The 18,770-nt window shown below is 73.6% G+C and carries 19 protein-coding genes; 7 read left to right on the plus strand and 12 right to left on the minus strand.

Annotation, left to right across the window (positions count from 1 at the left end; all coding sequences use genetic code 11):
- The first annotated feature begins 199 nt into the window (after positions 1 to 199).
- Positions 200 to 1,999, plus strand: a complete 1,800-nt coding sequence (locus O7626_RS08965) for a thiamine pyrophosphate-requiring protein (RefSeq protein ID WP_278060687.1) — start codon at positions 200 to 202, stop codon at positions 1,997 to 1,999.
- Between the two features lie 139 nt (positions 2,000 to 2,138).
- Positions 2,139 to 2,705: an STAS domain-containing protein gene (locus tag O7626_RS08970; RefSeq protein WP_278060688.1), complete on the plus strand. Its 567-nt coding sequence runs from the start codon at positions 2,139 to 2,141 to the stop codon at positions 2,703 to 2,705.
- Positions 2,706 to 2,751: 46 nt separating this feature from the next.
- Here O7626_RS08970 and O7626_RS08975 read toward each other — a convergent pair whose 3' ends face one another.
- The 5 genes from O7626_RS08975 to O7626_RS08995 all read right to left on the minus strand — a co-directional run bounded on the left by O7626_RS08975 (position 2,752) and on the right by O7626_RS08995 (position 6,473).
- Complete coding sequence (locus tag O7626_RS08975; RefSeq protein WP_278060689.1) at positions 2,752 to 3,060, minus strand: hemerythrin domain-containing protein; 309 nt, start codon at positions 3,058 to 3,060, stop codon at positions 2,752 to 2,754.
- A gap of 111 nt (positions 3,061 to 3,171) precedes the next feature.
- Positions 3,172 to 3,510, minus strand: coding sequence for a putative manganese transporter (locus tag O7626_RS08980; RefSeq protein ID WP_347404853.1), 339 nt, complete (start codon positions 3,508 to 3,510; stop codon positions 3,172 to 3,174).
- Positions 3,393 to 4,466, minus strand: coding sequence for a putative manganese transporter (locus O7626_RS41475; RefSeq protein WP_347404766.1), 1,074 nt, complete (start codon positions 4,464 to 4,466; stop codon positions 3,393 to 3,395). Before O7626_RS41475 ends, O7626_RS08980 begins: the two co-directional genes overlap by 118 nt.
- 89 nt (positions 4,467 to 4,555) lie before the next feature.
- Positions 4,556 to 5,392, minus strand: a complete 837-nt coding sequence (locus tag O7626_RS08990; RefSeq protein ID WP_278060691.1) for a manganese catalase family protein — start codon at positions 5,390 to 5,392, stop codon at positions 4,556 to 4,558.
- 61 nt (positions 5,393 to 5,453) lie between these two features.
- Entirely contained in the window at positions 5,454 to 6,473 is a 1,020-nt protein-coding gene (locus O7626_RS08995; protein ID WP_278060692.1) for a HAMP domain-containing sensor histidine kinase, read from the minus strand.
- 30 nt (positions 6,474 to 6,503) lie between these two features.
- Here O7626_RS08995 and O7626_RS09000 point away from each other — a divergent pair, with 30 nt between their 5' ends.
- Positions 6,504 to 7,148 (plus strand): response regulator transcription factor, encoded by a 645-nt coding sequence (locus O7626_RS09000; RefSeq protein ID WP_278060693.1) that lies wholly within the window; start codon positions 6,504 to 6,506, stop codon positions 7,146 to 7,148.
- Positions 7,149 to 7,413: 265 nt separating this feature from the next.
- Positions 7,414 to 7,869: an STAS domain-containing protein gene (locus O7626_RS09005; RefSeq protein ID WP_278060694.1), complete on the plus strand. Its 456-nt coding sequence runs from the start codon at positions 7,414 to 7,416 to the stop codon at positions 7,867 to 7,869.
- 258 nt (positions 7,870 to 8,127) lie between these two features.
- On the opposite strand, the gene O7626_RS09010 is transcribed toward O7626_RS09005, so the two are convergent.
- Genes O7626_RS09010 through O7626_RS09020 form a run of 3 tightly spaced genes read right to left on the minus strand, consistent with a single transcriptional unit; the run spans position 8,128 to position 12,802 of the window.
- On the minus strand, positions 8,128 to 8,433 hold the full coding sequence (locus O7626_RS09010) for an STAS domain-containing protein (protein WP_278060695.1): 306 nt from the start codon (positions 8,431 to 8,433) through the stop codon (positions 8,128 to 8,130).
- Positions 8,430 to 12,608 (minus strand): SpoIIE family protein phosphatase, encoded by a 4,179-nt coding sequence (locus O7626_RS09015; protein WP_278060696.1) that lies wholly within the window; start codon positions 12,606 to 12,608, stop codon positions 8,430 to 8,432. The genes O7626_RS09010 and O7626_RS09015 overlap by 4 nt, the downstream gene beginning before the upstream one ends.
- Positions 12,605 to 12,802 (minus strand): hypothetical protein, encoded by a 198-nt coding sequence (locus O7626_RS09020; RefSeq protein WP_278060697.1) that lies wholly within the window; start codon positions 12,800 to 12,802, stop codon positions 12,605 to 12,607. The genes O7626_RS09015 and O7626_RS09020 overlap by 4 nt, the downstream gene beginning before the upstream one ends.
- A 231-nt stretch (positions 12,803 to 13,033) precedes the next feature.
- Here O7626_RS09020 and O7626_RS09025 point away from each other — a divergent pair, with 231 nt between their 5' ends.
- The 3 genes from O7626_RS09025 (at position 13,034) to O7626_RS09035 (ending at position 15,193) form a co-directional block, all read left to right on the plus strand.
- Complete coding sequence (locus O7626_RS09025) at positions 13,034 to 13,453, plus strand: phage holin family protein (RefSeq protein WP_278060698.1); 420 nt, start codon at positions 13,034 to 13,036, stop codon at positions 13,451 to 13,453.
- On the plus strand, positions 13,450 to 13,950 hold the full coding sequence (locus O7626_RS09030; RefSeq protein ID WP_278060699.1) for a DUF3618 domain-containing protein: 501 nt from the start codon (positions 13,450 to 13,452) through the stop codon (positions 13,948 to 13,950). Before O7626_RS09025 ends, O7626_RS09030 begins: the two co-directional genes overlap by 4 nt.
- 175 nt (positions 13,951 to 14,125) lie before the next feature.
- The gene (locus O7626_RS09035; RefSeq protein WP_278060700.1) at positions 14,126 to 15,193 is read left to right on the plus strand and encodes a YihY/virulence factor BrkB family protein; all 1,068 of its coding nucleotides are present in this window, start codon (positions 14,126 to 14,128) and stop codon (positions 15,191 to 15,193) included.
- Positions 15,194 to 15,211: 18 nt separating this feature from the next.
- Here O7626_RS09035 and O7626_RS09040 read toward each other — a convergent pair whose 3' ends face one another.
- Genes O7626_RS09040 through O7626_RS09055 form a run of 4 tightly spaced genes read right to left on the minus strand, consistent with a single transcriptional unit; the run spans position 15,212 to position 18,645 of the window.
- Positions 15,212 to 16,060 (minus strand): ABC transporter permease subunit, encoded by an 849-nt coding sequence (locus tag O7626_RS09040; RefSeq protein ID WP_278060701.1) that lies wholly within the window; start codon positions 16,058 to 16,060, stop codon positions 15,212 to 15,214.
- On the minus strand, positions 16,057 to 17,055 hold the full coding sequence (locus O7626_RS09045; protein ID WP_278060702.1) for an ABC transporter ATP-binding protein: 999 nt from the start codon (positions 17,053 to 17,055) through the stop codon (positions 16,057 to 16,059). The genes O7626_RS09040 and O7626_RS09045 overlap by 4 nt, the downstream gene beginning before the upstream one ends.
- Positions 17,052 to 18,143 (minus strand): hypothetical protein, encoded by a 1,092-nt coding sequence (locus O7626_RS09050; protein WP_278060703.1) that lies wholly within the window; start codon positions 18,141 to 18,143, stop codon positions 17,052 to 17,054. The genes O7626_RS09045 and O7626_RS09050 overlap by 4 nt, the downstream gene beginning before the upstream one ends.
- On the minus strand, positions 18,127 to 18,645 hold the full coding sequence (locus O7626_RS09055) for a sigma-70 family RNA polymerase sigma factor (protein WP_278060704.1): 519 nt from the start codon (positions 18,643 to 18,645) through the stop codon (positions 18,127 to 18,129). Before O7626_RS09055 ends, O7626_RS09050 begins: the two co-directional genes overlap by 17 nt.
- Positions 18,646 to 18,770 lie beyond the last annotated feature (125 nt).

The raw sequence follows: 18,770 nt of genomic DNA on the forward strand, positions 1-18,770 counted from the left end.
GGCGCGCGACCGGACCCGGCCGGGTCGGGTCGGGTCGGGTTGGAGGACGGGGCGCGGCCGGGAGCGGGAGCCGGGCCGCGACCGGGGACCGCCGCGCCGCTGGGCCGGGATCGAGGTTGGGCACGCCGCCCTCGGGTACGACGAGGACGGGGCGGGAGCCGACCGCAACGGTGACGACGAGGTGCGGAGGGAGGTCCGGATGTCCGACGAGCAGGCCACGACTTCGGACGTGTTGGTGGAGCGGCTGCGGGCCTGGGGAGTCGACCGGGTCTTCGGCTACTCCGGTGACGGCATCGACGGGGTGCTGGGCGCGCTGCGCCGGGCCGGTACGCCGCGATTCGTGCAGGCCCGGCACGAGGAGGCGGCGGCGTTCATGGCCGTCGGGCACGCGAAGTACACCGGTGGGGTGGGGGTGTGCCTGTCGACGCAGGGGCCCGGGGCGGTGCACCTGCTCAACGGCCTGTACGACGCGAAGCTGGACTCCAAGCCGGTGGTGGCGATCGTCGGCCAGCAGATGTCGACGGTACTGGGCAGCGCCTACCAACAGGAGATCGACCTGGTACGGCTGTTCGGCGACGTCTGCGCGCAGTTCGTACAGGCGGCGTACACCCCGCGTCAGGCGCCGATGCTGCTGGACCGGGCGATGCGTACGGCGCTGGCCACCCGCAGCCCCACCTGTGTGGTGCTGCCGCACGACGTGCAGACCGCCCCCGCCGACGAGGCCGATCCCACCGGCCACGAGCACGGCCTGATCGCCACGAGTCCGGGTCTGGAGGCGGGGCGGCTGCTGCCCCGGGACGAGCAGTTGCGGGCCGCGGCGGAACTGCTCGGCTCGGGAGAGCGGGTGGCGATCCTGGTCGGCCAGGGCGGCTACGGCGCCGAGACGGAGATCATGGAGCTGGCGGACCGGCTCGGGGCCGGGGTGTCGGCCTCGCTGCTCGGCAAGCCCGTCCTCGACGAGAGCCTGCCCTACCACACCGGCGTGATGGGTCACCTCGGCACGACCGCCAGCGCCGAGCTGATGGGTCACTGCGACACCCTGTTGCTGGTCGGCACCAACGATCCGTGGACCGAGTTCTATCCGGCTCCCGGGCAGGCCCGGGCGGTGCAGATCGACATCGACGGGCGCCGGCTCGGCGTGCGGTACCCGGTGGAGGTGCCGTTGCTCGGCGACTCGGCCGAGACGCTGCGGGCCCTGCTGCCGCTGGTCGAGCCGCGCGCCGACCGGTCGTGGCGGGACCGGGTCACGGGCTGGGTGCGGCGCTGGCGGGAGATCGCCGCCGAACGCGCGGAGGCAGGGGCGGAGCCGCTCAACCCGCAGTACGTGGTCCGCGAGCTGAGTTCCCGGTTGCCCGCCGACGCGCGGGTGTCGGTCGACGTCGGCTCGATCACCTACTGGTACGCCCGGCACCTGCGGCTGCCCCCCGGGGTTCCGGCACACCTGTCCAGCACCCTGGCCTCGATGGGGTCCGCGCTGCCGTACGGTGTGGCGGCCAAGCTCGCCGCGCCGGACCGGCCGGTGGTGGCGCTGGCCGGGGACGGCGCGATGCAGATGAACGGGCTCAACGAGCTGATCACCGTCGCCGCCCGCTGGCGGGACTGGGCGGACCCGCGGTTCGTGGTGCTGGTGCTCAACAACCGCGACCTGGCGGAGGTGAGCTGGGAGCAGCGGGAGATGGAGGGCGAACCACGCTTCGCGGCCGCGCAGGACCTGCCGGACGTGCCGTACGCGCAGTGGGCGAAGCTGCTCGGCCTGCACGGCGTACGGATCAGTTCCCGGGACGAGGTCGGCGCGGCCTGGGACGAGGCCCTGGCCGCGGACCGTCCGACGGTGATCGACGCGGTGGTCGACCCGGCGACACCGCTGCTGGCCCCTGGACAGTCGGCCGGAAAGACCGCCCGGATGTACTCCGGACTGGACCAGGAGCGCGGCGATCTCGCCGACCGGGCCAGGGAGCAGCTCCGGCGGGAGCGCCGTGCCGAGGGTCACCAGGAGTGATGTGTCGCAGCGGGTGCCGGGCGCGTTGCTCCGACCGGGAGTAACGTGTTCCCTGGGTCAAGACGCGCGCCCGGATCGCCTTTGCCATCCTCGCAGCACCGGACGGATGGGCGGTTTCCGCCAAACGACCGGAGGCGCTATGTCGATCGAGAACGGCACGACCACGCTCGGGAACGGCACGACCACGCTCGGGAACGGCACGACCACGCTCGGGAGCGGTGCGACCGGTTCCGCGGGCGACCCGACCGGCGCTCCGATAATGTCCCTCGACCTGGTGCGGGCCGGCACGACCACCGTGGTCACGGCCCGGGGCGAGGTCGACATGAGTAGTGCCGGCAGTCTCGTGGAGATGATCGGGCGGGTGGCGGACAGCCGGCCCGACCGGGTCGTCCTCGAACTGTCCGGGGTCACCTTCTTCTCCGCCCACGGGATCACCGCACTGCTGCGGGTGCGGGACATCGTCCGCGAGGGGCACGGCGAACTCTTCCTCCGCGGCATCTCACCGTCCGTGACGCGTGTCCTGGCCCTCACCGGGCTGCTGTTCGAGTGGGAGCCGGGGCGGTCGCCGTGTGCGGTCGGACGTGACCTGAGCCCCCGCCCGGCGCCCGCCACCACCGGCTGGCGCACCGGCAACCGGAGGAGTCCCGGCAACCGCAGGAGCGTCGGCAACCGGCGGGCCGGCAGCGACGACCGGATCCGGGGGTAGGACTCACCGAACCCCGGGGCAGCCGTTGCCGGTCGCGGCCGGCCGGTCAGTCCTCGCCTTTCTGCCGCTCGCGCCAGTCGCGTACCGCGTCGCGCATCCGGTCGAAGAGCGCCAGGGGTGGACCGGCCAGCAGATTCGCCTGGGCTGACTCGCCGGTGTGCGGGTGCGGCCGGGTCGGTGCCATCGCCTCGACCTCCTCTGCGCCCTCGTGCCCGGCGAGCAACCGGACCAGCTCCTCGAACAGCTCCCGCTTCTGCGTACCTTCGGCCCGGCCGAGCTGGCCGAACAGCGTCCTGATCTGTTGGTGCTGCTCGGTCAGCAGGTCCAGAACGTCCTGCTGCACGCCTGCTGTCACGCTTGCGTTCCTCCTCCGTCGACGTCGTCAGCGCTGGTTTCCCGCCACCGCGACGTCCATGTGCTCACCCCGGTCCGCACGGCGCGCCGGTTGTTGGGCTCTGCCTTGCGTTCAGCCGAGCAGCGCCAGCAGTGCCAGGCCCACCAGGATGGCCGGAATCGTGGTGATCACGGTTGCCGTCGCGGCGGCGCGGCGGCGCAGGGCCGCGAGTGGGATCAGGGCGTCCCCGTCCTGGCTGATGGCGTTGGCCACGAGTGTCGTCATGGGCAGGCCGCCGCTGACGAAGATGCCGGTGAAGACGATCTGGACGGCGCAGCCCGGGACGAGACCGATCAGCGCTCCGACGAGCACTCCGGCCACCCCGGCGAAGGCGAGTTGGGAGCCGTCGAATCCGGTGGCGCTGCTGAGAACCTGCCAGCCGAGATAGGCGACCGCGACCCAGACGGTGATGAACGAGGCCTCGTGCGCGCTGTGCCGCATCGCCTCCCGCCGGCTCGACGGGTGGCGGTGCTGACCGTGTCGTCGGCGAATCGGCCCCGCCCGGCGGCGAAGATGAGCAGCGCGACGAGCGTTCCGGCGCAGCCGAAAGCGAGGTAGGGGTCGACTCCGCCGAGCGCGGCGGTCAGCCGGTGTGGGTCGACGGCGTGGAAGACGACCGGTACGGACAGCAGGAAGGCAGGCGTGGTGAGCCCCCAGAACACCAGGGACATCCGGGCCGGACGCCCGGGTACCACCGACGCGACCAGGGTGGCCGAGACCGTGGCCGGGGATGCCGGTGCCGAGACCGTGGCCGGGGATGCCGACGCGGGCGCCGGATTGCTGTCCACCGGCCCGGCCCGGCCGCCCGAGCCGGACTGGGCCGGGGCTCGGCTGCCGGCACCGGCGAGGGCGGTCCTGCGCGGCACCGTCGCGCCCGCCGGCTGGCTCGGTTCGTAGGCCGGCTGGCTCGGGCCGTACGCCGGCGGGGCGCTCCGGCGCCAGGGCAACCTTGGTAGCCGGTTCCGCACGGCGCTGGCCGGATCGATGCCGAGCAGGTCGACGGCGTAGCCGGTGGCCAGGCCCACGGCGAAGAGCAGTGCGTGGATCTTGAGAGCGAACTCGGGGTTCGCGGCGATGACCACCCAGGACGAGTCGCCCATGGTCGAGGCGAGGGCGGCCACGACGGTACCGAAGGAGACCTTGCCGCGTGCGTACAGCGGCATCAGGATGATGGCGCCGCCACAGCCCGGACTGACGCCGAGCAGCGCGCCGACCAGCGGGCCGAGTCGGGGACGGCGGGTGAGCTGGTCGGTGACCCGGTCGCCGTACCGCCAGCGCAGCCAGCCGAAGAGCGCGACCATCACCGCGACGTAGACGCCGACCTGCATGAACGCGTCGGCCAACGGGCGGGCCAGTAGTTCGGTCATGAAAATTGCCTTCCGGACGGGCCGCGCCGGTCCGCCGTCCTGCTGACGGACCGGCGCGGCGGGGACGGGACGCGATTCGCCTCCGGCCGTCAGGTCCCGGCGGGCGGCGGCGTGCCGTGCAGGCGCGGGTCGCCCGGCGGCAGCACCGGGGCCGGCGCGTGCGCCGTCGGCGCCGCCTGGTAGCTGAATTTGCCCTTGCCGTCCGGGCTCGGGCCGGCGGTCCACCGTCCCTCGGCCGCTTCCTCACCGGCGGAGAAGCCGATGTACTGGTAGGCGAACCGGTTCTCCTGCTCGGCGTCGGGGAACGCCTCCGGGACCGGCATCTCCTCCAGGCCGTCCTCCTTGAGCTGCTCGATCGCGGCGAGCCACATGTTCTGGTGCATGGTGTCCCGGGCCAGCAGGAACCGCAGCATCTGCTTGACGCCCGGGTCGTCGGTCATGTGGAACAGCCGGGCGACCTGGAGCCGGCCCTGCGCCCCGGCGGTGACGTTGAGGTGGAAGTCGGCCAGCAGGTTGCCGCTGGCGGTGATGTAGCTGCCGTTCCACGGAACCCCGGCGCTGTCCACCGGCAGCGGACCGCCGCCGGAGTGGATGAAGTGTGCCGGGTTCGACCCGGCGTAGATGGCGGTCAGCATCGGATTGTCCTCGGCGGCCGCCTCCTGAAGGGACAGCGGTGCGCTGTCCAAGAGGCGGGCGATCATGGTGCAGATCATCTCGACGTGCCCCATCTCCTCGGTGCCGACGTCGAGCAGCAGATCCTTGTACTTGCCGGGCAGCCGGCAGCTCCGGCCCTGGTAGAGATACTGGGTGGCGACCGTCATCTCGCCCCACTTGCCGCCGAGCACCTCCTGTAGGCGCCGGGCGAACGCGGCGTCCGGAGCGTCCGGCTTGGCCTCGAACTGCAGATCCTTGACGTGACTGAACACGGTGTCCTCCTGGCGGAAGTGACTACCGTGCGCGGCTACCCGTCGGGCTGGCCCGGTGGGGTCAGCCGGTGGCCTCGGCGGGCCGACCGACGGCCCCGAAGGGCTTGCCGGCGGCGGTACCTGCGGCGGTGCCAGCAGCGGTGCCAGCAGCGGTGCCAGCGGCGGTGCCAGCGGCGGACGAGAGTCGCCGGGGCGCCGGCAGGTCCACCCGTACCGCGAGGCCACGGGTGGTGCGTAGCGCGGTGATCGTGCCGCCCTCGGCGGCGACCAGTTGCCGCACGATCCAGAGGCCGAGCCCGGAGAGTCCGGGTGGCGGCGCCGACCGGTGGAGCGCGGCCAGCACGGCGCGGCAGGACCGGCCCTCGTCGGCCACGACCAGGACCAGCGTCCCGGCCCGCACCGAGGCCGAGACCAGTACCCGACCGTGGGCCGGCCCGTGCCGCAGGGCGTTGTCCACCAGGTTCACCAGGATCTGACGGACCCGGTGTGCCGGCACCAGCCGGTCGCCGGCACCGTGGGACAGCCGGACCGTCAACCGGCGCGGTGTACCGGCCGGGAGCGCCACCGGCAGGACCTGGCTCAGCGGTACCGGCCGGTCGACCGGCTCGGCCAGGCTTTGCAGTACCGACGTCGTCTGCCGCCACAGGCACGCCAGGTGCGCCGCCTGCTCCTGGGCGAGGGCGACCACCCCCCGCCGCTCGTCCGCGCTCAGTCGTTCCGGCTCCTCGGCGAGGGCCCGGGTGAGCGCGCGCAGCGACTCGATCGGCGAGCGCAGTTCGTGACAGAACGTCCGCAGCAGCAGCGGCGGACCGGCGGGCGCGGCCAGACCGGGATCCTGCGCCGTCCGGCCTGCGCCGACCAACTCGGCCGTCCGGCCTGCGCCGACCAGCTCGGCCAGCCGACCTCCGGCGACCGGCGGTCCCGGCAAGCTGCTCCGGCCGGTGAGCAGCTGGGACAGGCGGGCGGCGAGCAACCTACCGAGCCCGCGCAGCGGCGAACCGAGTGCCGTGACCTCGGGCAGCCGCCAGCGGCGGATCGTCCGGATAGCGGCTCGGCGCGCGGTCTCCGACTTCCAGGGCATGAACGGGTCCGAATCGGGAAACGCCGCCGCGTGTCCGGATCCGCCACCCTGCGCCTGGTACTTGTCGATGACCACCCTCTCTTCGTCCGCGGCCTCGAACTGCTGCTGCCCGCCAGCACCCAGGGGCGGGCCCTGGTGGTCGGTTCCACCGGTGACGCCTCCGCCGCCGCCAGCACGGTTCGGCAGTGCGTGCCCGACCTGGCCCTGGTGGACCTGCACATGCCGGCACCGGGCGGGATCCGGGCCATCGCCGCCATCCGGCGTACCGCGCCGAGGGTGCGGATGGTCGCGATCTCCGGCCTCGACGAGACCGACCTGATGGTGCAGGCCCTGCGGGCAGGTGGCGAGGGCTACCTGCCCAAGAGCAGCGAGCCCGAGGAGTTGCTGCCACCGCTGTTGGCGATCCTGGACGGCTGGGCGGTGCTGCCCACCGGCCTGCTCGCCGCCCTGCTCAGCCCGGCGCACCCTGGCCTGCCGGCGAGGGCCGTACTCGACGACGAGGAACGCCGTCTTCTCCAGCTTATTGCCAAGGGTTGTCGGACGGTGGAAATCGCCGAAGAGCTGAACTTCTCCGAACGTACGGTGAAGCGGCTGACCGCCACGTTGCTGCGCAAGCTGCGTGTCTCCAGCCGGACGGAGGCTGCCGCCGTGGCTGGCAACGCCGGCCTGCTGTGAGTTCCGGCCCGCTGTGAGTTCCGGCCCGCTCGGTCCGCCGCCGGGCGTTCGCGCCGGCCGGCGCGCTCCGGATGATGACGCGGTCAGACAGAGCGGACCGCCACGCGGCGGGGTACTCTTGGCTCGGGTCAAGACAGGCGCCCACTCACCTCGTCGTGCCGCTCAGGCGGCTGGCGAGCGTCCCTGCCGGCAGACCGGAGGCGCCATGTCGATCGAACAGCGACCAGTCAGCTCTGCTTCCGACCCTGGCTACGCTCCAACCCGGGTGCCCGGCTGGCCGAGTTCGGTCGGGACAGCCGGAAAGTTGGGTTCGCCCGGCCCGGCCGGGAACGGGACGGCGGCCGTCGGCACGTACACCGGGCCGGCCGGTGCCGCCGCAGGCGATGGCCCTGACGGCCCACCACTGCACATCTCCCTGGATCCCGGCCGGGACGGGGTACTCGTCATGCGGCTGGTCGGTGACCTCGACATGGACACCGCCGAGTTGCTGCGTCGGACGTTGGACCGGACGCTCGGGCACCCGTTCGGCACGTTGGTGGTGGACCTGTCGCAACTGGACTTCTGCGACTCGTCCGGGATCCGGACCCTGCTGTTCGGAGTCGCCGACGCCGAGCGGCTCGGCCGCCGGCTGGTGGTGGTGAACCCCCGACCGTTCGTCCGCCGGGTGTTGGAGCTCACCGGTGTGACGGCCCTGCTCGGGCTCGCCGCCGACAACCACTGAAGCCCGCTGGCAAAGAGCCCACCCGGGGCGACAGCGCCGTGCCGAGATCCCCTCGGGCGGCGGTGGGTCGGCCGCGCCGGGCGCGGGTGGGAGGCACCCCGTGGCCGCCCCGGGACCGTGACCAGGCCGCAGCCGTGGCCGCCAGGAGGCCGAGGATGCTAGTGCAGTCCTTTGCCCACCGGCCCCGGTGGCGGGCAGGTCGGACGTTCCGGACATGCCCCGGCGCACCGTCGGAGCCTGTCCGGCAGCCGTCGCGGATCAGAGGCCTCGAACGCTTGTCAGGTCGGCCAGGCCGGAGATGGTCAGCACGGGCCCCAGCAGCGGATTGACCACCAGCTGGATCTCCTCGGCATGCCCGAAGAGGGTCGCCAGGCCGGCGCTGTCGAGGTACTCCACGGCGGTGAGGTCCACCAGCAGGGGCGTACCGCCGGCACCGGTGACGGCGTCGGCCAGGGCGGCGGCGAACGAGTCGGCATTGCTCATGTCGATCTCGCCGACGGCCGCCAACACCGGAGTCCCGTCCGTCCGGCGGTCCGTGGTGATCGTGAGTGCGGTGGCGGTCATCGGGCGATCCTTGCCTGCATGTCGACCGTGGTGCCGGTCGTCCCGGTGGTGACGGTGATCTTGTGCATCAGGGCCCGCATCAGCATGAAGCCCCGCCCACGGTGGGTGTTCTCCGCCGGGCGCGGCTCCTTCCAACGGCCGTTGTCGGTGACGGTCAGGTGCAGTTCGCCGGCGGTCGCCGCCGCCCGCAGCCGGATCCAGCCGTCGGACGAGTGCCGGTGCCCGTGCTCGACCGCGTTGGCGCACGCCTCACCCACGGCCACCAGCACGTTGTGTGCCGTGCCGGCGCCCAGCCCGCAGCGGTCGAGCCAGTTGCGCAGCGCCGTACGGACCGGGGCGAGCCGGGTCGCCTCGGCGGGGAACTCGAGTTCCAGCGGACTGGGATGGCGGTAGAGGAGCAGGGCGACGTCGTCGTCGTAACCGCCGCTCGGGGCGAGTCGTTCCATCACGTCCGTGGCGAGGTCCTCGATGGGGGAGCGGCGCCCCTCCTGGAGCGCCGTGACGGCCAGGTCGATGCCGGCGGTCAGCAGTTGCCGGCGGCGTTCGACCAACCCGTCGGTGTAGAGCATGACGGTCGCGCGGGCCGGCACGACGTACTCGGCCTCGATCCGCTCGCCGCTCCGGCGGACCGCGAGCGGCATGGACCGGCCCTGGTCGAGCAGCTGGGTGCTGCCGTCGGGATGGACGACGATGGCCGGCGGGTGACCCGCGCTGGCGTACCGCAGATATCCGGTCGCCGGGTCGAGCACCCCGCACAGCACGGTGGCGCAGGCGGCCCCGGGCAGCAGCGCGGCGAACCGGTCCAGCGCGCTGAGCGTCTGCGCCGGACTGGCGTCCTGGAGCAGCAGGGCCCGGCAGGCGCTGCGCAGCTGACCCATCACGGTGGCGGCTCGCAGCCCGTGCCCGACGCAGTCGCCGACGACGATGCCGATCCGCCCGTCCGGAAGCTCGACGGTGTCGTACCAGTCGCCGCCTACCTTCAGCGGCCGGATCGCCGGCTCGTAGCGCACGGCGAACCCGGTGGGCAGCTGGGCGGGACCTAGGATGGCACGTTGCAGCGCCAGGCCCGTCTCACGCTGCTGGTCGATCTGGTGCACCCGGCGCAGCCCCTGGTTGAGGTGGCCGCCGAGCAGTGCCAGCAGCGTCTGGTCGTGGTCGGTGAACGGGCGCTCGTCGCCCAGCTCGATCCAGATCACCATCGTGCCGTCCGGATGCTCCAGGGCTATCCCGGCGCCGGAACCCGGCTGGATCTCCGGGGTGAGCAGCGGCCGGTCCCGCAGCGCGGCGAGCGCCTGACGGCGCTCTCCGGGCAGGCCGTCCCAACGCAGCAGCGGGTCGGTGGCGGTCAGCGCCGGGCCGGTGGAGCCGCCGAAGACGGCCGCCAGCGCGTACGGCGCCTGCCACAGCGCCCGCATCTCGTCGAGGACGCCGTGCAGGGCCTCGGGAAGGTCCTCCGCCTGCGACAGCCGCAGGCTCAGCGCGGCCAGCGCGGTGTCCCGCTGCACGGCGTAGTGCTCGGCGGTGACGTCGCGGAAGGTGCCGACGATCACCCGCTGCCCGGTGCCGGGATCCTGGACCTGGTTGAAGGCGGCCGCCACCCACAACCGGTGCCCGTCCCGGTGGGTGACCGGAACCGTGTACGTGCCGTGCGACTGCCCGAGGAGGGTGCCGAAGGCGTCGGCGGCCTGCTGGTGGGCCTCCGGCGACGTCGCCCGGTCGGGCCACCACGGCTGGTTCGGCGGATAGGGCAGCTGCTCGGGGCCATAGCCGAGGATGTCGGTGAACGCGCTGTTGATCTCGATGACCGCACCGGTCTCGTCGCAGACGAAGAACGCCTCCTGGAGCGAGTCGACCAGGGCGGTCCGCCAGCGGGCGTGGTGGTTGCGCAGCCGGGCCAGTTCGATGTTCGCCCGCACCCTGGCCACCAGCTCGGCGGCGGAGAAGGGCTTGACCAGATAGTCGTCGGCTCCCGCCTCCAGCCCCTCGATGGCCGCCTCCTGGCCGGCCCGCGCCGACAGCAGCAGCACCGGCACACCGGCGGTACGCGGTTCGGCGCGCAGCGCGGCCACCAGCTGCAACCCGTCCGTGCGGGGCATCATCACGTCACTGACCACCAGGTCCGGTACGTCCGCACGGGCCGACTCCAACGCCTCCTGCCCGTCGCCGACGGTACGCACCCGGTGCCCGGCGGAGCGGAGCAGCCGGGCCAGGTACTCGCGCATGTCCTCGTTGTCGTCCGCGACGAGTACCCGGGCCGGAGCGCCGGTGACCGGCAGTTGCGTGCCGACGACCCCGCCGGAGTCGGCATGGCCGGCGGCCGGCGGGGTGGCTTCGCCGTCCCGGCCGCCGCTGGGCAGCCAGCGGAGGGCTTCCTGCACGAACGGTTCCGCGGTGGCCGAGACGGTCGCGGTGTTGGCGACGGAGGTGAGGGCGTCGGCGGGCAGGTGGGCGGTGCCGAATGGCAGCCCGATGGTGAACAGGGTGCCCTCGCCGACGGTGCTGCTGGCGGTGATGGTGCCGCCGTGCAGGGCGACGAGTTCCTTGACCAGCGCCAGGCCGATGCCGCTGCCCTCGTTCGAACGTGCCCGGGAGTTCTCTATCCGGTGGAACCGCTCGAACAGTCGCGGCATCTCCTCGGCCGGTACCCCGACCCCGGTGTCGGCGACGCTGAGCACCGCCTGGCCGTCCACCGCCCGGAGCGTGACCCGGATGGCGCCGGAAAAGGTGAACTTCAACGCGTTGCTGAGCAGGTTCAGGATCACCTTCTCCCACATGCCGCGGTCGACGTGCACCGGCTCGGGCAGCGGTTCGCAGTCCACCTCGAACGCGAGGCCCGCCCGCTCGATGGCGGAGCGGAAGACGCTGGCGAGTTCGGCGGTCGCGGCGGCCAGGTCCACCGGCTCGTACCGGGCCTGCATCCGGCCGGCCTCGATCCGGGAGAAGTCCAGCAGCGTGTTGACCAGCTTGCCCAGCCGCAGGCCGTTGCGGTGGACGACGTCCAGTTCCTCGCGTACCCGTTCGTCGGCGTCGGCGAGCCGGCTGCGGAGCTCCTCCACCGGACCCATGATCAGGGTGAGCGGGGTGCGGAACTCGTGGCTGACGTTGGAGAAGAACGCGGTCTTGGCCCGGTCCAGCTCGGCCAGCTCCTCGGCCCGCCGCTGCTGGGCCTGGTAGCTGCGGGCGCTGGCGATCCCGGCCGCGACGTGCCCGGCGGTCAGCTCGACGAAGCCGCGGTAGCCGTCGTCGAACGGCCGGTAGCGGTTCAGCGCGGCGACCAGGAAGCCGTACGGGGTACCGCCCTGGCGCAGCAGCGGCACCAGCAGGGCCTGGGTGGGTGGCTCCGGCCAGTCCCCGGTCGGCAGGCCGGACGAGAGTGGGCCGTCCAGTGTCACGAGTACCGAATCGCCCCCGGTCAGCGCGGACGTCGGCCAGACGCTGTCCGGATCGTCGATCTGGACCGTCGCCGGGGCGGCCGGGTGGCCGGGTGGCAGGCCGGTGGCGCCGGCCAGCCGCGCCTGGCCGTCCTCCTCGAACAGGTAGGTCAGGGTGAACGGGAGGTCCCGCAGGTTGCGGTCGAGCTGTTGGCTGGCGAAGGTCAGCATCTCCTGCTCGGTACGGACCACGCTGGGGTCGGAGCCGAGGTCCCGCAGGGTCGCCATCCGCCGCTCGCCGACCACCCGCTCGGTGTCCTCGCTGACCACGCACAACATCCCGACGAGTCCGCCGGCGTCGTCGCGGAGCGGGCTGTAGGAGAACGTGTGGTAGGTCTCCTCCGGATATCCGGACCGCTCCAGGAACAGCAGCAGGGCCTCGTCCCAGGTCGCCTGCCCGGTGCTCAGCACGGTGGAGATCCGGGGGCCGATGTCGCCCCAGATCTCCGCCCACACCTCGCTGGCCGGCCGGCCCAGCGCCCACGGGTACTTGCGACCCAGCGTGTTCCGGCGGTAGGCGGCGTTGCAGAAGAACGTCAGCTCCGGACCCCAGGCCATCCACATCGAGAACCGCGACGACAGGACGATGCTCACGGCCGTCTGTAGGCTCTGCGGCCAGTCGGCAGGCGGGCCGAGCGGGGTCGCCGCCCAGTCGACCTCGGTGAGGTCGCGGCCGATCTCGGGGTCGACGCCGAAGACGTCGACGCCGGCCACCGCCGACGACGGGGACTCGGCGCTGCTCACCGCTTCGGCCCGGTCCGGGTCCGGCCGGCGGCCGGCCGGGACGCCGCGGGCAGCCCGGCTCCGGCGCTCGGGTACGCCACGAACCGGTACGCCCGGCTGGCCGGCAGGTGGCGGTCGAGCGGGTGGTGCCGGGCCGCCGGAACGGGACCCCGCCCTTCGGCGCAGCCTGGCTGGCCGCTGGAGATGCCGGTCATGAGCGCTGAGCGTAACGGATGGCCGTGCCGAGCCGAATTTATGGGCATTTGTGATTACTGACCAATCTCTCTGCGTGCTACCTCGGTCCGTGCGGAAGGTACATACCCGGTCGGTGCCGGATCGTCGCGATCTGGCCGCCGCCATCTCGGACGGCTTTCGACCCGGGGCAGGCGTTTCGGCCGGGAGCCCGGCGGGGCATAACCGTTTCCTGGAGGGAAGGAGCGGGCGAGATGAGCGATGTCACCCCGGACGGCCCGGCCGAGCACACACCGGCGTCGACCGCCGAGTTGGTCCACCGGGCCGCCGAGCAGGTCTCCCGGCTGGTCCGGGACGAGTTGGCCCTGGCCAGGGCGGAGATGACCGAGAAGGGCAGGCGGGCCGGCGTCGGCGCCGGGTTGCTCGGCAGCGGCGGGCTGGTCGCCATGTACGGGGTGGCGGCCATGCTGGCCGCCGTCGTCCTCGGGCTGGCCGAGGTGATGCCCGGCTGGCTGGCCGCGTTGCTCGTCTCCGTTCTGCTCTTCGGCTGCGCGGCCGGGCTGGCTCTGCTGGGCCGAGGGCGGCTGCGGCAGGCCGGCCCTCCGGTGCCGGAGGAGGCGGTCCGCAGCGTCCGGGCCGACATAGACGAGCTGAAGGAGAGGGCACACCGATGAGCAGCACCACCGGGAACGCCGCCGCGCGTACCCCCAGTACCAGCCCGAGCCCCGGCAGCACCGGCAGCGTGCCGGCGGTGCCGTCGACGGACGAGCCGGACGCGATCCGGGCCGACATCGCCCGTACCCGGGCCGAACTGGGCGGCACGGTCCAGCAGCTGGCGCGGCGGGCCGACGTGAAGACCCGGGCCAGGGAGAAGGCCGCCGAGGTCAGGGGCCGGGCGGTCCGGTGGCGGGACCGGACGGCGGCGACCGCCCAGGTCGCCACCGTGCGCGCCAGGCACCTCGGCCGGATCGGCAGCGGGCGGGCCACCGAGGCCACCCGGCGGGCCGTCACCGAGGTGCGGCAGCGGCCGGTGCCGTACGCCGGGGCGCTGGCCGGGCTCGCCGCGGCCGGTACCGCCGCACTGCTGGTACGCCGCCACCGCGCGGCCCGGACCCGGACCGGTGGCTGGCGGCGTTGGGTCCCGGCGGCGACGCCCCGACGCGGCCGCTGACCCAGCCGAAGTTTGACACGGCGCGTCCCCGCCGGTCAGTTGCCGGGCCCCGGCCCGGCTACGGATCGCCGGGGCGTCGCCACCCCACCGGGTGCGCCCCGGCCCGGCCAGGGATCGCCGGAGCCCCGCCACCCCACCCGCACCGGCCGACATGACCCGAGAGGCAGGCTCTGCCATGGCGGACAACGTCACCGAGCGTGAACACCGCGACGACCGGGCCGCCGACGCCGACGCCGAGCCGATCCGTGGCGGGGACGGCCCGTCGGCCTCGGAGGCCGGCTCGCACGGTGCCGGCGGTGCCCCGGACGCGCCGAGCAAGCTCGGGGTCCGGGGATGGCGGGGCGTGCTCCGGCGCACCGTACGGGAGTTCGGCGAGGACAGCCTGACCGACTGGGCCGCCGCACTCACCTACTACGCCGTGCTGTCGATCTTCCCCGGCCTGCTGGTCCTGGTCTCGGTGCTCGGCCTGATCGGCGACTCGGTGATCCAACCGCTTATCGACGACATCGGCCGCATCGCGCCCGGCCCGGTCGGCGAGATCCTGAAGACCGGGGCGCGCAACCTCACCGAGGCGCAGGGTGCCGCCGGGCTGTTCGCCGTCGTCGGTCTGGTCGTCGCACTCTGGTCCGCCTCCGGGTACGTCGCCGCGTTCATGCGCGCCTCCAACGCCATCTACGACGTCCCCGAGGGGCGTCCGCTCTGGAAGACCCTGCCGATCCGGCTCGCCGTGACAGTCGTCGTCGGGACCCTGCTGGCGGTGAGCGCGCTGACGGTGGTCTTCACCGGCCGGCTCGCCGAGTGGGCCGGTGACGCGCTCGGCCTGGGTTCGGCGGTGGTCACCGGCTGGAACATCGTCAAGTGGCCGATCCTGCTGGTGCTGGTCAGCCTGATGTTCGCCATCCTCTACTGGGCGGCGCCCAACGCCCGGCAGGGCGGCTTCCGGTGGATCACTCCCGGCGGGCTGCTGGCCGTACTGCTCTGGATCGTGGCCTCGGCCGGGTTCGCGTTCTACGTGGCCAACTTCGGCAACTACAACAAGACCTACGGCACGCTCGGCGGTGTCATCATCTTCTTCGTCTGGCTCTGGATCTCCAATCTGGCGGTCCTGCTCGGCGCCGAGTTCGACGCCGAGCTGCACCGGGGCCGGGCCATCGCCGGCGGGCACCCCGCCGACGAGGAGCCGTTCGTGGAACTCCGCGACACCAGAAAGGTCAAGGACGGCAAGGACCGGGACCTGGGTTGAACGACCGCCGGCGGGCGGTCACAGGTTCTTGCGCTGGAAGGAGACGGCGGCGAGGCCGAGGACGATCGCGACCCAGAGGCCGGCCCAGCCCAGATAGCCGGGGGTGAGCCCCGCCGCGCTCAGGAACGGATGTCCCTTGAACGCCTCCTGGAACTGCACCAGCAGGGTCGGGTCCTGGAAGGCGTTCATGGCACCGCGCCACAGTCCGTCGGTCGGCAGCAGCATCCGGGAGACGGTGCCGATCCGGGCCACGCTCTCGTTGCCGAGCGCCTCCCCGAACGCGCCGACGACACCGCCGATCCAGGTGGCGCCGAAGAGGCCGACCGCGACGACGCCGGAGGCCATCGGCGACACGGCGGTGGAGAGCAGCAGGGCGAGGGTGAGCAGCACCGCGGCCTGTGCGGCGAGCAGGGCCAGCCCGGTCAGCGGCTCCGGCGGCCAGTAGCCGGTGGTGACCCGGACGACGAGCAGCTGGGCGAGCCCGGCCACGGCCACGAACCCGCTGCCGAAGAGCACCAGGCCGAGCCACTTGCCCAGCAGCACCGCCGGGCGGCGGACCGGGCGGGCCAGCACCGCCAGCGCGATCCCGCTCTCGGTCTCGCCGGAGAGGGTGGGGCCGGCGAGGAACGCCGTACCGAGCGCGGCGATCAGGCTCAGGCCGAACATCACCAGGTTGAGCACGAGCGAGGCCACCAGCCGGGCCTCGCCGCTGGTGAGCCCGCCGAACGTGGCGTCGATCCGGGAGAAGCCGTAGGCGCTGACCGAGAGCAGCACCAGGGTCAGCGCGCCGAGCGCCAGCAGTACCCGCCGCCGGGCGGCCTCCCGGACGGTCAGGGCGGCGACGGTGAGGACGGTACGGGCGGTCATTCGCGCTCCTCGGCGGGTGCGGTACGGAGGATGTCGAGCAGCCGCTGTTCGAGGCTGATCCGCCCCGGCTCGACGGCGTGTACCCGTACCCCGAGCCGGACCAGGTCGGCCACCAGCTCGGGTACGACGTCGGCGTCCTGTTCGGCGGGCAGGGCGACGGCGTAACTGTCCCCCTCCCGGCTGACCGGTCCGGCGGCGGCCAGCCGGGCTCGGGCCGCGTCGTCAACCCCGTCCAGCCGGAGCCGCAGCTCCCGCTGGCCGAGCAGTTCCGGAAGGGTGCCGGAGGCGGCGACCCGGCCCCGGTCCAGGATCACCACCCGGTCGCAGACCCGCTCGACCTCGCCGATGAGGTGCGAGTTCAGCAGTACGGCGACGCCGCGGGCCTTGAGCGAGAGCAGCAGGTCCCGCACGTCGACCCGGCCGACCGGGTCGAGGGCGCTGGTCGGCTCGTCCAGCACGACGAGTTCCGGGCGGGCCACCAGCGCGACGGCCAGGCCGAGCCGCTGCTGCATTCCCTTGGAGAAGCCGCCCACCCGGTCGGCGGCCCGGTCGGCGAGGCCGACCACGGCGAGGATCTCCCGGCGTTCCTCGGCCGGCACGCTGATGCCGGCCAGCCGGACGTGCAGGGCCAGCACCTCGGCGGCGGAGAGCCACGGCTGGTACCGGAAGAGTTCGGGCAGGTAGCCGACCCGGGACCGGGACCGGGGGTCCCGTCCCGGCCTACCGAGCAGCAGAACCTCACCGGCGTCCGGCCGGACCAGGCCGAGCAGCATCTTGATCACGGTGGTCTTGCCTGCTCCGTTCGGTCCGAGCAGGCCGAGCACCTCGCCCCGGCCGACGGTGAAGGAGACGTCGTCGACCGCGGTACGGCGCCGGTACCGCTTGCGCAGCCCCGAGCACCACACCGCCGGGGACGGCGGGAGGTCGGTGTCGAGCCGTTCCGCCGGATCGGGGGAGCCGACGTCGTCCGGGCGGGCGGTGGGGCGGGCGGTCACCGGTCCCACCGCAGCCCCCGGGCCACCGACAGCACCTCGTCGGCGCTCAGCGAGCCGGCAACCACGTTGACGATGCCGTCCCGCACCCAGAACACCGCGGTGAGCGTGCCGTCCCGGCTGGCGAGCACCGTGGCCGGCGCACCACCGACCTCGGTGGCGAAGGTCGTCTCCCGGTCGGCGTGCACGATCAGCGGCAGGGTCGTACCGTCGCCGACGAAGCCGCGCAGTTGGGCCGCCACGTCCGCCGGCAGGCCGGGCAGCGAGAGCAGGTAGTCCCGGGCCGTCGCGAACGGGATGCCCGCGGAGTAGCCGGTCGGGGCGACGGCACGGCCGACGACCATGGCGGGTACGCCCCGGTCCTGCCCCCAGACCGCGGCCACGCCCGGGCCGGCGGTGAGCCGGAACGGGCTGCCGTCGAGCCCCGGCGGCGGTGGCGGCAGCGGCTCGCCGGCGGCCCTGGCGGTCTGTGCCGCCTTGTCGGCCGAGAAGGTGAACGTCGCGCTGACCCGGTCCCCGACGTGGAAGGTCGGCTCCCCGCGTACACCGCGGGGCAGCCGGTCCACCCGAGGGGCGGACAGGCCGGTCGCCCGCTGCGCGGCGGCGGCGTCGGCGACCGGGCGGATGTTGGGCACCGCCGTCCGCTCGACCTCGCCGAAGGCGGAGAGGTCGGGCAGCTTTAGCAGGTCGGCCTGGGTCACGACGACCGGCGCGACCCGCTCGGTCCGGAAGATCGGGAACCAGTTCGCGGCGGCGGCGGTGGTGGCACCGGTGAGCACCGCGACGGCGGCGATCCCGGCGATCACCGGGTTGCGCAGCGCGGTACGCCACCGGGGGACCCGGGCGGCCGCCGTCGCCACCCGGCGGGGACCGTCGGCGGCGACCGCGCCGGACAGTCGCTGCCAGCCGGCCTCGACGTCGCCGGTGACCTCGACGCGCAGCGCCGTGCCGGCGAACCTGGCGTCCTCCCGGGCGGTCGCCAGTCCGGACCGGCAGCGCGGGCAGCCCGCGACGTGTGCACGGTCGGCGTCGCTGACACCGGCGGGCTCGTCCACGAGCCGGCGCAGCGTGCCGTCACTCGGATGACGCATGACGGTTCAACTCCTCGCGTAGGGCGGACTCGGCGCGGCGCACGGTGGTGCCCACGCTGCCGGGGGAGAGTGCGAGCGCGGCCGCCACCTCGGCGTAGCTGAGGCCGCTGTGCCGCAGCACCAGGGCCACGGCCTGCTTGCGGGGCAGCCGGGCCAGCGCCGCCCGCACCCGCCGGCGCTCGTCGAGGGTCACGACCTCGTCGGCGACGTCCGGGCTGACGGTCGCACCGGCACCGGCGGCCTCCTCGCGGAAGGCGCGGCGCCGGCCGGTACGCAGATGGTTCAGCGCGGTGTGCGCCGCGGCGACGCACAACCAGCCCACCGCCTCGGCGGCCGGCACCGAGGAGCGCCCGAAGCTCAGGAACACCTCCTGGGCCACGTCCTCGGCCTGGTCCCCGGAGCCGAGCACCCGGGCGGCGACCGCCACCACCCGTGGGTAGGCGGCCCGGAAGACCTGTTCGAGGTCGGGGCGGACGGAACTCCGGCCCGGGGAAGTCGACACGGCCACGGCATCCTTCCGTCCGGCTCGTCCGGCCGTCCGGCCGCCACGGGCGTACGGCAGCGCGGCGACGACGCCGGGCGGCATGCCCGCCGCATGCCAGACGACCTGCACATCATGCTCCACAC

Source organism: Micromonospora sp. WMMD1102 (genome assembly GCF_029626265.1).
Classification (GTDB): domain Bacteria; phylum Actinomycetota; class Actinomycetes; order Mycobacteriales; family Micromonosporaceae; genus Plantactinospora.

Coding starts and splice junctions, on each gene's coding strand:
- O7626_RS08965 (WP_278060687.1), top strand. CDS start 200: ATGTCCGACGAGCAGGCCACGACTTCGGACGTGTTGGTGGAGCGGCTG.
- O7626_RS08970 (WP_278060688.1), top strand. CDS start 2,139: ATGTCGATCGAGAACGGCACGACCACGCTCGGGAACGGCACGACCACG.
- O7626_RS41475 (WP_347404766.1), bottom strand. CDS start 4,466: ATGACCGAACTACTGGCCCGCCCGTTGGCCGACGCGTTCATGCAGGTC.
- O7626_RS08995 (WP_278060692.1), bottom strand. CDS start 6,473: ATGCCCTGGAAGTCGGAGACCGCGCGCCGAGCCGCTATCCGGACGATC.
- O7626_RS09010 (WP_278060695.1), bottom strand. CDS start 8,433: ATGACCGCCACCGCACTCACGATCACCACGGACCGCCGGACGGACGGG.
- O7626_RS09020 (WP_278060697.1), bottom strand. CDS start 12,802: ATGACCGGCATCTCCAGCGGCCAGCCAGGCTGCGCCGAAGGGCGGGGT.
- O7626_RS09025 (WP_278060698.1), top strand. CDS start 13,034: ATGAGCGATGTCACCCCGGACGGCCCGGCCGAGCACACACCGGCGTCG.
- O7626_RS09030 (WP_278060699.1), top strand. CDS start 13,450: ATGAGCAGCACCACCGGGAACGCCGCCGCGCGTACCCCCAGTACCAGC.
- O7626_RS09035 (WP_278060700.1), top strand. CDS start 14,126: ATGGCGGACAACGTCACCGAGCGTGAACACCGCGACGACCGGGCCGCC.
- O7626_RS09040 (WP_278060701.1), bottom strand. CDS start 16,060: ATGACCGCCCGTACCGTCCTCACCGTCGCCGCCCTGACCGTCCGGGAG.
- O7626_RS09050 (WP_278060703.1), bottom strand. CDS start 18,143: ATGCGTCATCCGAGTGACGGCACGCTGCGCCGGCTCGTGGACGAGCCC.